Genomic DNA, 13443 nt, shown 5'->3' on the forward strand with positions numbered 1-13443 from the left:
CGGCGTAGTGTCTGCGGGAAAGGAGGGCGCGATGAACGATCCGGCGGGACGGCTGCTGCTGGTGGACGGGCACTCGCTGGCCTACCGGGCGTTCTACGCGCTTCCGGTGGAGAACTTCAGCACCACCGGCGGGCAGCCGACCAACCTGGTGTACGGGTTCGCCTCGATGCTGGCCAACGCGCTGCGCGACGAGCGGCCCACCCATGTGGCGGTGGCGTTCGACGTGTCCCGGCAGACGTTCCGGACGGAGCTGTTCCCCGAGTACAAGGCGGGGCGGGCCAGGTCGCCGGAGGAGTTCGGCGGGCAGCTGAAGATCCTGGACGACCTGCTGGCGGCGATGCGGATCCCGGCGCTGCGGGCGCCCGGCCACGAGGCCGACGACATCATCGCCACGCTGACCGAGCAGGCCCGCGGGCAGGGCCTGGAGGTCCTGATCCTCAGCGGCGACCGGGACGTGCTGCAGCTCGTCGACGAGCGCGTGACGGTGCTGTACTACACGCGGGCCGCCGAGCCGGCCCGCTGCACGCCCGAACGGGTCGCCGAGCGGTACGGCCTGACGCCCCGGCAGTATCCGGACTTCGCGGCCCTGCGCGGGGACCCGTCCGACAACCTGCCGAGCATCCCCGGCATCGGGGAGAAGACCGCCGCCAAGTGGATCCGCGAGTACGGCTCCCTGGCCGCGCTGCTGGACCGGGCGGACGAGGTGCCGGGCAAGGCCGGGGAACGGCTGCGCGCCGCCCTGGACACGGTGCGGCTCAACCGGCGGCTCACCGAGCTGGTGCGGGACGTCGACCTGCCGGTGGGGCCGCAGGACCTGCGGCGGCGGCCCTACGACCTGGCCGCGTTCACCGCGCTGCTGGACGATCTGGAGTTCCGCAACCCCAGCCTGCGGGAACGGCTGTTCGCCGCCGATCCGGGCGGCGGGCGCGACCGGGACGGGGAGTCGCCCACGGTGCGGATCCGCGGGGCGGAGCTGACGCCGGGCGCCCTGGCGGGCTGGCTGGCGGCCCGGGCCGGCGCGCCGGTGGGGATCGCGACGGTGCACGAGTGGGCGCGCGGGACCGGGCGGGTGGCCCGGATGGGGCTGGCGACCGGCGACGGGCACGCGACCGCGTTCGAGACCGGGCGGCTCACCGGCGCCGACGAACGGGCCCTGGCCGGGTGGCTGGCAGATCCGGCCGCGCCGAAGGTCGTCGAGGACGCCAAGGCGGTGCACCGGGTGTTCGCCGAGCACGGCTGGCGGGTGGCGGGCATCGCCGAGGACACCTCGATGCTCGCGTACCTGCTGCGGCCCGGCCTGGCCGCGTACGCCCTGGACGACCTGGCGGGTCGGTACCTGGGGCGGCGCCCGCCGGTCGCCGAGGGGCCGCAGTGGGCCTCGGCGCTGATGGTGCGGGCCCGGATGGTGCTGGACCTGGCCGGGCTGCTGGCGCCCCGGCTGGAGGCCACCGGGATGGGCGGCCTGCTGCGGACCGTGGAGCTGCCGCTGGCCGGGCTGCTGGCGCGGATGGAGCGCACCGGCGTGCGGGTGGACCGGCGGATGCTGGGCGAGCTGGAGGCCCGGTTCGCCGCCGGGATGGCCGAGGCCGCCGAGAAGGCCGCGCGGATCGTCGGGCACCCGTTCAACCCGGGCTCGACCAAGCAGTTGCAGCGGGTGCTGTTCGAGGAGCTGGGGCTGCCGCCCACCAAGCGGATCAAGTCCGGGTACTCCACCGACGCCGACGCGCTGGCCTGGCTGGCGACGCGGACCGACAGCCCGATGCCCCGGGTGCTGCTGCGGCACCGCGACATCGCCCGGCTGCACATGACGGTGGCCGGGCTGATCCGCGAGCTCGGCGACGACGGGCGGCTGCACACCTCGTTCCAGCAGACCGTGGCGGCCACCGGGCGGCTGACCTCCACCGAGCCGAACCTGCAGGTCATCCCCATCCGCACGGCCGAGGGGCGGCGGATCCGGCGGGCGTTCGTGCCCGGCGAGGGGTACGCGGAGCTGCTGACGGCCGACTACAGCCAGCTGGAACTGCGGGTGATGGCGCACCTGTCGCGCGATCCGATGCTGCTGGAGGCGTTCTCCTCCGGGGAGGACCTGCACACCACGATGGCGGCGCAGGTGTTCGGGGTGGCGCCGGCCGCGGTGGACGCCGGGATGCGGCGGCGGATCAAGGCGATGTCGTACGGGCTGGCCTACGGGCTGTCGGCGTTCGGGCTGGCCAAGCAGCTCGGCATCCCGGTGGAGGAGGCCGGGCCGCTGATGGACGCCTACTTCGCGCGGTTCGGCGGAGTCCGCGACTACCTGGACGGAGTGGTGGAGGAGGCGCGGCGCACCGGCTACACCGAGACGATCCTGGGCCGCCGCCGCTACCTGCCCGCGCTGACCAGCGACCAGCGGCAGCGGCGGCAGACGGCCGAGCGGATGGCGCTGAACGCCCCGATCCAGGGGTCGGCCGCCGACATCGTCAAGCTGGCGATGCTGGGCGTGGACGCGGCGCTGCAGGAGGCCGGCCTGCGCAGCCGGCTGCTGCTGCAGGTGCACGACGAGCTGGTCCTGGAGGTCGCCCCGGGCGAGCGGGACGCGGTGGCGGTGCTGGTCCGCCAGCGGATGTCCGGCGCCTATCCGCTGGCGGTGCCGCTGGAGACGTCCGTGGGGGCCGGTCCGGACTGGGACGCGGCGGGGCACTGAGCCGCCGCCTTTACGCTGTAGATCACTTCACGGGTTCGCCGGCCCCGATGATGTCCTCCACCGAACGCACCCGCAGCTCCTCCAGCAGCCGCGACTGGCGTTCGGCCCGTTCGGCCAGCCGGTCCAGCCGGGCGCGGTCCAGCCGCCGGTCGTGGTCGGCGACCGTGCGCAGCAGCCGCCAGGCCGCCAGCTTGCCCTCCACCCCGAGCCGCATGACCTCCAGCTCGATCACGCTGCTCAGCGGCGACCGGGACAGCAGCCGGCCGTTGGGCTTGAGCCGGCCGGCCTTCTCCCCCAGCCAGCCCGCCAGCATCATCCAGCGCCGCACCCGCACCCCCAGCGACTCCATCATGGCCTGCAGCGACCGGCGGTCCTCGGCGATCTCGGCGGCCAGCCGCGCCAGCTCCGGCCCCGCCGGCGTGCCCTGGTGCGCCCGGGCCAGCCGCCGGGCCAGCTCGACGCCGGCGGTCGCCCCGGCCAGATGGTCGTTGAGGTAGATCCCCAGCAGCTCCGGCTCGGCCGGAACCCCCACCGTCCGACGCCGGCGCAGCCGCCGCGTCACCGTCCGCTCTCCCACGTCCCCTCCAACCGTCGGGTCCCCTCGGCCCTGCACATGCCACCAAAACCGCTGTTCATGCATGTGACGCGCGCCCCGCCGCCGTGCCGCCGCACGACGGAGGCCAGACTGGGACCCGTGAACGCGAGCGACGAGGCCGCCGAGCCGCTGCTGTGCTCGGCCAAGGGCTGCCGGGAGACCGCGGTGTGGGCGCTGCGGTGGAACAACCCCAAGATCCACACACCGGAGCGGCGCAAGGTCTGGCTGGCCTGCGCCGACCACCGCGAGCATCTGGCGGACTTCCTCGGCCGCCGCGGCTTCCTGCGCGAGGTGGTGCCGGTCGAGGAGCTGACCGAGCACGACGGCTAGGAACGGCCGGCCAGCCCGCCGCGGCCGGTCAGGAACGGGCGGCGGGCCGGTCGGCCCAGCTCTCGGCCAGGTCGGTGATCCGCGCGGCGGCGTCCCGGGCGGCGTCGCCGCGGCCGACCGCCAGGCCGAGCAGGTAGGCGGTCAGCGGCGCGGCCGGGCGCGCCACGCCGTGCGCCACGTCCCGCGCCAGGTCCAGGACCAGGTCCCGGTCGATCTGCTCCCGGTCCAGGCCCAGTTCCCGGCAGACCGCCTCGATCCACTCCTCCAGCATCCGACCCTCCGCGATGCGTCGCGCCCGCCCCAGTGATTCCGGGGTGTCACAGTCGTACCAGGGGGGCCGCTCACCCGCCGCGGCCCCCACCTCCGCAGGGCCCAGCGGTTCCATCAGCCCCCGCAACGATCCGCCCGCATACCCGTCCAGCGCCGCCCGCAACCGCCCGGTGCTCCAGCATCCGATCAGCCACTGCGGCCGCCCGTCCCCGTCCACCAGCACGGCCCCCGTCCCGTGCCCGGCGGCCGCCCGGCGCAGTTCCGCCACCTGCCCGGCCCGCAGGAACGGCAGATCCGCGGCCAGCAGCACCGTCCACGGCGCGGCGACCTCGGCCAGCCCGGCCCGCAGCGCCGGCACCGGCCCGCCCCCCGGCGGATCCTCCCGCACGAACACCGCCCCGGCCGGCTCCGGCCGCGGCGGCCCCACCACCACCAGCCGCCCGGCCCCCGTGACCGCGTCCGCCGTCCACCCGATCAACGACCGCCCGGCGACCACCTCGGCGGGCTTGTCCACGCCGCCCATCCGCCGGGCACGTCCCCCGGCGAGGATCACGGCATCGAACCCGCCGCCGGTCACATCGGTCACCCGCCGATCGCCGACATGGGGCGGGAGGGCTGGAGGAAGCCGGAGTCGTCGATGCCGTGGCCCGCCTTCTTGGTGCGGACGGCGGCGCGCCAGCGTTCGGCCAGCTCGTCGTCGGTGGCGCCGGCGCGCAGGGCGGCGCGCAGGTCGGACTCCTCGGTGGCGAACAGGCAGTTGCGGATCTGGCCGTCGGCGGTGAGGCGGACCCGGTCGCAGGAGCCGCAGAACGGGCGGGTGACCGAGCCGATCACGCCGACCCGGGCGGGGCCGCCGTCGACCAGGAACCGTTCGGCGGGGGCGCTGCCGCGGGCCTCGGGCTCCTCGGGGACCAGGTCGAAGTCCTCGGCCAGCAGGTCCAGGATCTCCTCGGCGGTGACCATGTCCGAGCGCCGCCAGCCGTGCTGGGCGTCCAGTGGCATCTGCTCGATGAACCGCAGCTCGTAGCCGTGCTCCAGGCAGTACCGCAGCAGCGGGACCGCCTCGTGCTCGTTGAGCCCGCGCATCAGCACCGCGTTCACCTTGACCGGGCGCAGGCCCGTCTCGGCGGCGGCGCGCAGCCCGGCCAGCACGTCGGGCAGCCGGTCGCGGTGCGCCAGCCGCCGGAACGTCTCCGGGTCCAGGGTGTCCAGCGAGACGTTCACCCGGTCCAGGCCCGCCTCGGCCAGCGCCGGGGCCAGCCGGTCCAGGCCGATGCCGTTGGTGGTCAGCGAGATCTGCGGGCGGGGCTCCAGCGCGGCGGTGCGGGCGACGATGTCCGGCAGCCCGCGGCGCAGCAGCGGCTCCCCTCCGGTGAAGCGGACCTCGGTGATGCCCAGCCGCGTCACCCCGAGCGCCACCAGCCGCACCACCTCGTCGTCGGTGAGCAGCTCGGGCTTGGGCAGCCACTGCAGGCCCTCGGGCGGCATGCAGTACGAGCACCGCAGGTTGCACCTGTCGGTGAGGGAGACCCGCAGGTCCGTCGCGATCCGGCCGAAACCGTCGACCAGCACGGGCGCCCCTTCCTGTCGACGTGGCTCGCTCCACTTTATTCGGGCGATTGACGTTCGGCTCCCCGCGGGGCACCGTTGATCACCTGTCATCCCGGTGGACGAGGAGGTCGCGATGGTCACGCCGCGGGAATGGGAGTTCGCCGGACGCAACGGGGCGGTCGCCGCCCGCTCCTGGCCGCGCCCCGATCCCCGCTACCTGGCGGTCCTGGTGCACGGGTACGGCGAGCATCTGGGCCGGTACGACCATGTGGTGCGGGCGCTGGCCGACCACGGGGCGAGCGTGTGCGGCCTGGACCACGTCGGGCACGGCAGGTCGGCCGGCGAGCGGGTGCTGATCACCGACTTCGAGGACGTGGTGGCCGACCTGCACACGCTGGTCACCGACGCCCGCGCCGACGCCCCCGGCCTCCCGGTGGTGCTGATCGGCCACTCGATGGGCGGGATGATCGCCGCCCGGTACGCCCAGCTGCACCGCGACGAGCTGACGGCGCTGGTGCTGTCGGGGCCGGTGCTGGGCCGCTGGGACGCGCTGCAGATGCTGCTGGGGCTGGAGGAGATCCCCGAGATCCCGATCGACCCGACCACTCTGTCGCGGGACCCGGCGGTCGGCGAGGCGTACGCCGCCGACCCGCTGGTGTGGCACGGGCCGTTCAAGCGGCCGACGCTGGAGGCGCTGGACCGCTGCATCAGGACCATCAACGAGCACGGCTCGCTCGGCGACCTGCCGACGCTGTGGGTGCACGGGGAGGACGACCAGCTCGTGCCGCCGGCGGGGACGCGGACCGGGATCGAGGCGATCCGCGGCTCGGACCTGACCGAGAGGATCTACCCGCAGGCCCGGCACGAGGTGTTCAACGAGACCAACTCGGCCGAGGTGCTGGGCGACGTCACCGCCTTCGTGGATCGCGTTCTGCGCGTTCCAGCTCGCTGAGCAGTTCCTGTCTGCGGCCGGGCGGGAGGGCGCGCCAGTCGGTGCCGGTGATCGCGCCCTCCATCGCCCACAGCATGGTGCGGGTCAGGCCGGGCACGCCGGCGTCGCGCAGGTCCAGATATGCCTGTACGGCCCCGCGTGCGGCCAGGTCGTCCAGGGTGTCGATGCCGACCAGGGCGAGCTGCTCGGCGGAGCGGGGACCCAGGTTGCGGCAGTTGGCGATCTTCATGTTCCTCCCCCGTTTGATCGCGCCGCACTGCCGCCAGATGCGCACCCGCAGCCCGGTCGGGTCGGCGGGGGCGTGCGGGCGGGCCAGCACGTCGGCGCGGGCGCGGCGGGCGATCCCCACGTCCCGGTGGAACGTCCGGAAGATCTGCACCTCCCCCGAATGGCCGTGGTCCCAGGGCCCGATGTAGCGGTAGTCCATGTCGAACGTGCCCGTCACGCGCAGGCTGTCGACCGATTCCGCCCAGTACCGCAGCTCGTCGGGACTGCGGGGGACGAAGGCGATGAGGCCGCCGGGCAGCCGGGTGACCTGGCCGCGGTCGGGCACCCGGTGGTCGGGATACCGCTCCCAGAACGGCCGCTCGTCGGCTCGTGCGGCGTCCAGCCCGTGGGTGCGCCAGCGCACCGTGCCGTCGGGCGCGGACCGCAGCGGGAGGCGGGCGGCCAGCGCGCGGGCCGCCCGCCCGTCCAGCGCGGTGTGCCAGCCGGGCACGATCACGAACGGGTCGGGCGGGTCGGCCTCGAACGGGGTCGGCACCAGGAACGGCCGGTCGACCAGCAGCAGGGTGCGGGGGCGGGCCTGGTAGGACAGCCCCCACATCAGCCGGGCCAGCAGCCTGGCCCCGCGCTGGTCGGACAGGATGTGCCAGGTCTCGTGGAAGTGGTTGGTGCTGAACCGCACGGCGGTGCCGGGCCGCAGCCCGATCACGGTGTACTCGCGCCCCGCCAGCCGCAGGACGCGGCGGTGGAGCTTGAGGCCGTCGGCGACGGCCCGCGCGGTGGCGGGCCGTTGCCGTGCGGTCGCCGTCGCCATCCTCAGCCCTTGACGCAGACGAGCTGGCGCAGGTGCGCCTCGACGCGGACCAGGTCGGACTGGGCGGCGATCACCGACTCCAGGTCCTTGTAGGCGGCGGGGATCTCGTCGAGCACCCCGGCGTCCTTGCGGCACTCCACGCCCTGCGTCTGGGCCTGCAGGTCCTCGACGGTGAAGGTCTTGCGGGCCTTGTTGCGGCTCATCCGGCGGCCGGCGCCGTGCGAGGCGGAGTTGAACGCCTGCGGGTTGCCCAGGCCGCGCACGATGTAGGTGCCGGTGGCCATGGAGCCGGGGATGATGCCCAGGTCGCCGGCCCCCGCCCGGATCGCGCCCTTGCGGGTGACCAGCAGCTCGACGCCGTCGTACTCCTCCTCGGCCACGTAGTTGTGGTGGCAGGAGATGTGCTCGGTCCACTCGATCCTGCGGCCGCTGAAGAACCGCGTCACCGCGTTCTGGGCGAGCGCCATCATCAGGGCCCGGTTGCGCCGCGCGTACTCCTGCGCCCAGAACAGGTCCCGGCGGTACTCGTCCATCTTGCGGGTGCCGCCGAGGAACACCGCCAGGTCCTTGTCGGGCAGGTCCTGGTTGTGCGGCAGCCGGCGGGCCGCCTCGATGTGCCGCTCGGCCAGTTCCTTGCCGATGTTGCGGGAGCCGGAGTGCAGCACGATCCAGATCGCCCCGTCGTCGTCGGCGCACACCTCCAGGAAGTGGTTGCCGCCGCCGAGGGTGCCCATCTGGGCGCGGGCCCGGCCGAACCGGTCGCGGACCGAGGGGATCAGCTCGTCGAACCGCTTCCAGAACTCGTACCAGCCGCGTTCGCGCAGCCCGGGCACCGCCGACGGGTCGACCGGGGTCTTGTGCGCGTGGTGGCCGACCGGGATCGCCTTCTCCAGGCCGGACCGCAGCCGGGACAGGTCGTCGGGCAGGTCCTCGACGGTGAGGCTGGAGCGGACGGCGGTCATGCCGCAGCCGATGTCCACGCCCACGGCGGCCGGGGACACCGCGTCGCGCATCGCGATCACCGAGCCGACGGTGGCGCCCTTGCCGTAGTGCACGTCGGGCATCACCGCGACGCCGTGCACCCACGGCAGCTCGGCCACGTTGCGCAGCTGGTCGAGGGCGGCCGGTTCCACCTCGGCCGGGTCGGTCCACATGCGGATCGGAACGTGGCCGCCCCGCAGGGTCGTGTACGGCATCTCAGCTCCTCTCCGAATATGGATGCCGGTTCTCGTGAACGGGTTCCATGAGGCCAGAAACGCCGCATTCGCGGCAACCGGTTTTCCGCGATCTTCAGCGGGCGCGCACCCGCCGGTGGTCGCCGTCGCGCTCGGTCAGGCCGCGCCGGTCCAGATGCTCCAGCAGCGGGATCGCCACCCGGCGGCTGGTGCCGAGCGCCTGCTTGGCCTGGGCGGCGGTGAACGGCTGGGGCAGCGCGGCCAGCACCCGGACGGCCTGCTCGTCGGAGCCGGCCGGCAGCACCACCCCGTCGGCCAGCCGCAGCACCGCCCCGGCCGCCACCGCGGCGGCCAGGGTGCGGCCGGTCAGCCCCAGCTCGGCCAGCCGGCCGGCGTCGGGGGCGTGGAACGGGGCGGCGGCGACCTCGGCGCGCAGCCGCTCCACCGCCTCGGTGACCTGGGGCGGCGGCCCGGTGCGCGGGCCGTGCACCCGGCCGCCGGCCAGCCGCAGCGGCGGGCGGACCAGCTCGGCCACCAGCCGCCGGGACGGCAGGCCCAGCCGCAGCCGGGCGGCCTCCAGGGTGATCCCGGGGGCCAGCGGCTGCTCGGCGGCCTGCCGGTCGACCTCCTCGGCGAGCCTGCGGTGCAGCCGTTCCCAGTGGTCGGGGTCGGCCAGCCAGTCGGGCTCGAGCCGGACCGCGCCGGGGGGCGGCGTGCAGCCCATGAGCGCCAGCTCCTGCTCGCGCAGCACCCCGTGCCGGCGCAGCAGCACGTCGCCGCCGGGCCGGTCGGGCCAGGCCGCCAGCTCCCGGGCGCGCTGCGCCCCCGCGCCGCGCCGCACCAGGGCGGGCGGCCGCACGTCCAGGATCCGGACCCCGGCGACGGCGCGGCGGCCCGGGTCGCGCAGCAGGGCCCGGTCGCCGACGTGCAGCGGGATCCGGGCGTTGAGGGTGAGCCGGGCGGTGTCGGGGCCGAGCGGGCGCAGCCGCACCGGGACGGCGGCCGAGCCGATGTGCAGGATCATCTGGCGGGGCAGCCGCCCGGACGCCTCGGCGTAGCCGATCCGCACGTCGACGCAGGTGGTCATGGTCCACCGGTCGGGGGCGACCAGCGCCATGCCGCGCCGCACCTGGTCGTGGTCGACGCCGCGGAGGTTGACCGCGACGCGGGACACCCCGCGGACCGTGTCGGCGGGCTCCTTCATCGACTCCAGCGCGCGGACCCGCACCCGGCGGCCGGACGGGGTGAGCACCAGTTCGTCGCCGACCGAGATCGTGCCGGCGGCGAGGGTGCCGGTGACGACGGTGCCGCTGCCCTTGACGGTGAACACGCGGTCCACCCACAGCCGGACCGGAGCGTCCGGGGCGGGGACCGGCAGCCGGGCCGCCAGCCGGTCCAGCGCGGCGGTCAGGTCGGCCAGGCCGGCGCCGGTGACGGAGCTGACCGCGACGGACTCCACGCCGCGCAGGCCGGTGCCGTCGAGGCGGGCGCGGGCCTGCCGCAGCGCCGGGGTGGGGTCGGCCAGGTCGGAACGGCTGATCACCAGCAGCCCGTAGCGGACGCCGAGGGCGTCGAGCGCGGCCAGGTGCTCCTCGGACTGCGGCATCCAGCCCTCGTCGGCGGCGACCACCATCATCGCGGCGGGCACCGGGCCGACCCCGGCGAGCATGGTGGTGACGAACCGTTCGTGCCCGGGGACGTCCACGAACGCCATCCGGCCGCCCGAGGGCAGGGTGGTCCAGGCGAACCCGAGGTCGATGGTCAGGCCGCGGCGGCGTTCCTCCTCCAGCCGGTCGGGCTCCATCCCGGTGAGCGCCCGGACCAGCGCGGACTTGCCGTGGTCGACGTGCCCCGCGGTGGCGACGACCTGCATCAGGACTCCCCGCGGGCGACGGCCGCGACGACGCGGGCCAGCGGCGCGTCCTCGTCCGGCGGCACGGCGCGCAGGTCCAGCAGCAGCCTGCCGTGCTCGACGCGGCCGACGACGCCGCGTTCCCGCAGCGGCCCGGCGTAGCCGCCGGGCAGGGCGACGGCGGCGCTGGGCAGGGTGACGCCGGGCGCTCCCCCGCCGCCGACGGTGGCCTCGCTGTCGACGGCGTCGGCGGCCACGCCCTGCGCGGACAGCTCCTTGGCCAGCAGTTCGGCCCGGCGGCGCAGTTCGGCGGCGTCGGCGCGCAGCGCCCGGGCGACGGGCGGCCGCGGGCCGCGCAGCGTGGCCTCCAGGGCGGCGAGGGTGAGCTTGTCGACGCGCAGCGCCCGGTACAGCGGGTGCCGCCGCAGCCGGGCCACCGTCTCGGCGCGGCCGAGGACCAGGCCCGCCTGGGGGCCGCCGAGCAGCTTGTCGCCGCTGGCGGTGACCAGGTCGGCGCCGGCGGCCAGCACGGTCGCGGCGTCCGGCTCGCGCGGCAGCAGCGGCTCGGGCGCCAGCAGGCCGGAGCCGATGTCCACCACGACGGGCGCGGGCAGGGCGGCCAGCTCGGCGACCGACGCCTCGGCGGTGAACCCCTCGATGCGGAAGTTGGACGGGTGGATCTTCAGGACGAACCCGGTGTCGGGGCCGAGCGCGGCGGCGTAGTCGGCGGCGGTGGTGCGGTTGGTGGTGCCGACCTCGCGCAGCCGCGCGCCGGTCGCGGCCAGCAGCTCGGGGATGCGGAAGCCGTCGCCGATCTCCACCATCTCGCCGCGGCTGAGCACGATCTCGCGTCCGGCCGCCAGCGCGGTGGCGGCCAGCGCCAGCGCGGCGGCGTTGTTGTTGACCACTACGGCGGCCTCGGCCGCCGGGCAGGCCTCGCGCAGCGCCTCCAGCGTCCCCCGGCCGCGGACCCCGCGCCGGCCGGTGGCCAGGTCGTACTCCACGTCGGTGCATCCGGCGGCGGCGGCGACCGCGTCGCGGGCGGCGGGCGACAGCGGGGCGCGGCCCAGGTTGGTGTGCAGCAGCACCCCGGTCGCGTTCACCACCGGGCGCAGCGTGGTGGCGTGCTCGGGCAGGTCGGCGGCGGCCGCGTCGGCGACCGCCGCGGGCGGGATCTCGCCGTCGCGGGCCCGCTGCTGCGCCCGCGCGACGGCCGCCTTCACCAGGGCGCGCCCGAGCCGCTCGGCGGCCTCCACCAGGCGCGGGTCGGCCAGCACGGCGTCGGTACGAGGCACCTGTCGCCTGGAGTCCACGCGACGTAACTTTATGGACCTTGCCGGGCCTTTCAAAGCACACGGCGCGGATCGGTGCAGGTGGCGGTCCGTCCTGCCCCGCCGCGTGCCCTGCCGTCCCGCATGCCGGGATGGGGGTCGTTACCCAAGTTAAGCGAATTGTATGCTGCTGCGGCGATCGACCAGGGAGGATGCCGATGGCCGCCACCGTTCCCGCGGTGTCCGACGTCGCCGGGGGACGGACCGGCACCGGCCGCGGCATGGCCGCCCAGCTGGCGGCGCTGTCGGCGGCCGGCCTGGTGGTGTCGGTGCAGCAGACCCTGGTGCTGCCGCTGCTGCCCCGGCTGATGGCCGCCTTCGACGCCTCGGTCACCGCGGTCACCTGGGTGTTCACCGTGTCGCTGCTGGCCGGTGCGATCACCACCCCGCTGCTGAGCCGGTTCGGCGACCTGTACGGCAAGAAGCCGATGATCATGGTGGCGCTGGGGCTGCAGCTGGCCGGGTCGGCGGTGTGCGCGCTGTCCGGCTCGCTCGGCCCGCTGATCGCCGGGCGCGCCCTGCAGGGCACCTCGATGGCGCTGATCCCGCTGGCCATCGCGCTGATCCGGGACACCTTCCCGCGCCACCGGGTGGCCACCGCGATCGGCTTCATCAGCGCCACCATGGGCATCGGCGGGACCCTCGGGATGATCGTGACCGGGCTGGTGGCGGCCCGCACCGACAGCCACCGGCCGGTGTTCTGGATCAACGTGGCGCTGTCCGCGGCGGTGCTGGCGCTGGTGGCGGCGTGCGCCCGGGACGTGGGCGCCCGGGTGGGCGGGCGGCCGGACGTGCCGGGCGCGGTGCTGCTCGGCGGCTGGCTGGTGTGCCTGCTGCTGGGGATCAGCCAGGGCAACTCCTGGGGCTGGGCCTCGCCCGGGGTGCTGGGCCTGTTCGCCGCCGCGGCGGCCGGATGCGCGGTCTGGACGCTGGTGGAGCTGCGGGTCCGCGCGCCGCTGGTCGACGTCCGGCTCCTGGCGGGCGCGCAGTCGCTGGCGGCGAACCTGACGGCGCTGCTGCTGGGCTTCGCGATGTTCGCCGGGTTCACGCTGTCGGCGCAGTTCATCCAGACCCCCGAGGCCACCGGGTACGGAATGGGCGGCTCGGTGCTGGACGTGGGGCTGCTGTCGCTGCCCAGCACGGTGACGATGCTGGCGGCCTCGATGCTGGCCGGGCGGCTGGTGCTGTGGCTCGGCTCGGCGTTCGCGCTGGCGGGCGGGGCGGCGTTCACCGCGCTGAGCTTCGGATGGCTGGCGCTGTGGAACGACGGCCCGGTCGACATCATGATGTTCGGCGCGATCCAGGGCCTCGGCCTGGGCACGGCGTACGCGGCGATGGGCACGCTGGCGGTGCAGCACGTGCCGATGCACCAGAGCGGCATCGCCAGCGGGATCAACTCGCTGGTGCGGGTGGCGGGCGGCAGCGTCGGCGGGGCCGCCACCGCCTCGGTGATCGCCGCCTGCACCCCTCCCGGCGCGATCGCCCCCGAGCTGCGGGGGTACGTGCTGTGCTTCGTGATCGCCGCGGTGGGCGCGGGGCTGGCGGCGGCGGTGGCCGCGCTGCACGGCGTGCGGCACCGCGGCGGGGAACACCACGGGATCTCCTGACGGCCGGGTACGGTCGCGGCCCTTGACGGACGCGCCCCCGGGAATGCCCCATGGGGGGCAC

The 13443-nt window shown here is 75.4% G+C and carries 11 protein-coding genes; 4 read left to right on the forward strand and 7 right to left on the reverse strand.

Going from position 1 to position 13443, the window contains the following annotated elements; translation table 11 throughout:
* Window positions 1–31: 31 nt before the first annotated feature.
* Window positions 32–2680: a DNA polymerase I gene (gene polA, locus HNR21_RS24765; RefSeq protein ID WP_182707101.1), complete on the forward strand. Its 2649-nt coding sequence runs from the start codon at window positions 32–34 to the stop codon at window positions 2678–2680.
* Window positions 2681–2702: 22 nt separating this feature from the next.
* Here polA and HNR21_RS24770 read toward each other — a convergent pair whose 3' ends face one another.
* A complete protein-coding gene (locus tag HNR21_RS24770; RefSeq protein WP_312881230.1) occupies window positions 2703–3257 on the reverse strand; it encodes a hypothetical protein in 555 nt (184 codons plus the stop codon).
* Window positions 3258–3374: 117 nt separating this feature from the next.
* On the opposite strand from HNR21_RS24770, the gene HNR21_RS24775 reads away from it, so the two are divergent.
* Window positions 3375–3605: a hypothetical protein gene (locus tag HNR21_RS24775; RefSeq protein ID WP_119730635.1), complete on the forward strand. Its 231-nt coding sequence runs from the start codon at window positions 3375–3377 to the stop codon at window positions 3603–3605.
* A gap of 28 nt (window positions 3606–3633) precedes the next feature.
* On the opposite strand, the gene HNR21_RS36440 is transcribed toward HNR21_RS24775, so the two are convergent.
* Complete coding sequence (locus HNR21_RS36440; RefSeq protein WP_312881231.1) at window positions 3634–4461, reverse strand: NTP transferase domain-containing protein; 828 nt, start codon at window positions 4459–4461, stop codon at window positions 3634–3636.
* Window positions 4458–5447: a GTP 3',8-cyclase MoaA gene (moaA, locus tag HNR21_RS24785; protein WP_312881232.1), complete on the reverse strand. Its 990-nt coding sequence runs from the start codon at window positions 5445–5447 to the stop codon at window positions 4458–4460. Before moaA ends, HNR21_RS36440 begins: the two co-directional genes overlap by 4 nt.
* A gap of 112 nt (window positions 5448–5559) precedes the next feature.
* Here moaA and HNR21_RS24790 point away from each other — a divergent pair, with 112 nt between their 5' ends.
* A complete protein-coding gene (locus HNR21_RS24790; protein WP_182707102.1) occupies window positions 5560–6378 on the forward strand; it encodes an alpha/beta hydrolase in 819 nt (272 codons plus the stop codon).
* Here the strand turns inward: HNR21_RS24790 and HNR21_RS24795 are convergent.
* The 4 genes from HNR21_RS24795 to selA form a co-directional block, all read right to left on the reverse strand.
* The gene (locus tag HNR21_RS24795; protein ID WP_182707103.1) at window positions 6335–7417 is read right to left on the reverse strand and encodes a TfoX/Sxy family protein; all 1083 of its coding nucleotides are present in this window, start codon (window positions 7415–7417) and stop codon (window positions 6335–6337) included. The genes HNR21_RS24790 and HNR21_RS24795 overlap by 44 nt on opposite strands.
* A gap of 2 nt (window positions 7418–7419) precedes the next feature.
* Window positions 7420–8613 (reverse strand): RtcB family protein, encoded by a 1194-nt coding sequence (locus tag HNR21_RS24800; RefSeq protein WP_182707104.1) that lies wholly within the window; start codon window positions 8611–8613, stop codon window positions 7420–7422.
* A gap of 94 nt (window positions 8614–8707) precedes the next feature.
* Window positions 8708–10465, reverse strand: coding sequence for a selenocysteine-specific translation elongation factor (gene selB, locus HNR21_RS24805; protein ID WP_182707105.1), 1758 nt, complete (start codon window positions 10463–10465; stop codon window positions 8708–8710).
* Entirely contained in the window at window positions 10465–11757 is a 1293-nt protein-coding gene (selA, locus tag HNR21_RS24810; protein ID WP_182707106.1) for an L-seryl-tRNA(Sec) selenium transferase, read from the reverse strand. Before selA ends, selB begins: the two co-directional genes overlap by 1 nt.
* Before the next feature lie 176 nt (window positions 11758–11933).
* On the opposite strand from selA, the gene HNR21_RS24815 reads away from it, so the two are divergent.
* Window positions 11934–13382, forward strand: coding sequence for an MFS transporter (locus HNR21_RS24815; RefSeq protein WP_182707107.1), 1449 nt, complete (start codon window positions 11934–11936; stop codon window positions 13380–13382).
* Window positions 13383–13443: the final 61 nt, after the last annotated feature.

The sequence above is a fragment of the Thermomonospora cellulosilytica genome (genome assembly GCF_014138835.1).
Classification (GTDB): Bacteria; Actinomycetota; Actinomycetes; order Streptosporangiales; family Streptosporangiaceae; genus Thermomonospora; species Thermomonospora amylolytica.

Bases quoted from the DNA above. Each gene is read 5' to 3' on its own strand.
- polA (WP_182707101.1), top strand. From the start codon at position 32: ATGAACGATCCGGCGGGACGGCTGCTGCTGGTGGACGGGCACTCGCTG.
- HNR21_RS24790 (WP_182707102.1), top strand. From the start codon at position 5,560: ATGGTCACGCCGCGGGAATGGGAGTTCGCCGGACGCAACGGGGCGGTC.
- HNR21_RS24795 (WP_182707103.1), bottom strand. From the start codon at position 7,417: ATGGCGACGGCGACCGCACGGCAACGGCCCGCCACCGCGCGGGCCGTC.
- HNR21_RS24800 (WP_182707104.1), bottom strand. From the start codon at position 8,613: ATGCCGTACACGACCCTGCGGGGCGGCCACGTTCCGATCCGCATGTGG.
- selB (WP_182707105.1), bottom strand. From the start codon at position 10,465: ATGCAGGTCGTCGCCACCGCGGGGCACGTCGACCACGGCAAGTCCGCG.
- HNR21_RS24815 (WP_182707107.1), top strand. From the start codon at position 11,934: ATGGCCGCCACCGTTCCCGCGGTGTCCGACGTCGCCGGGGGACGGACC.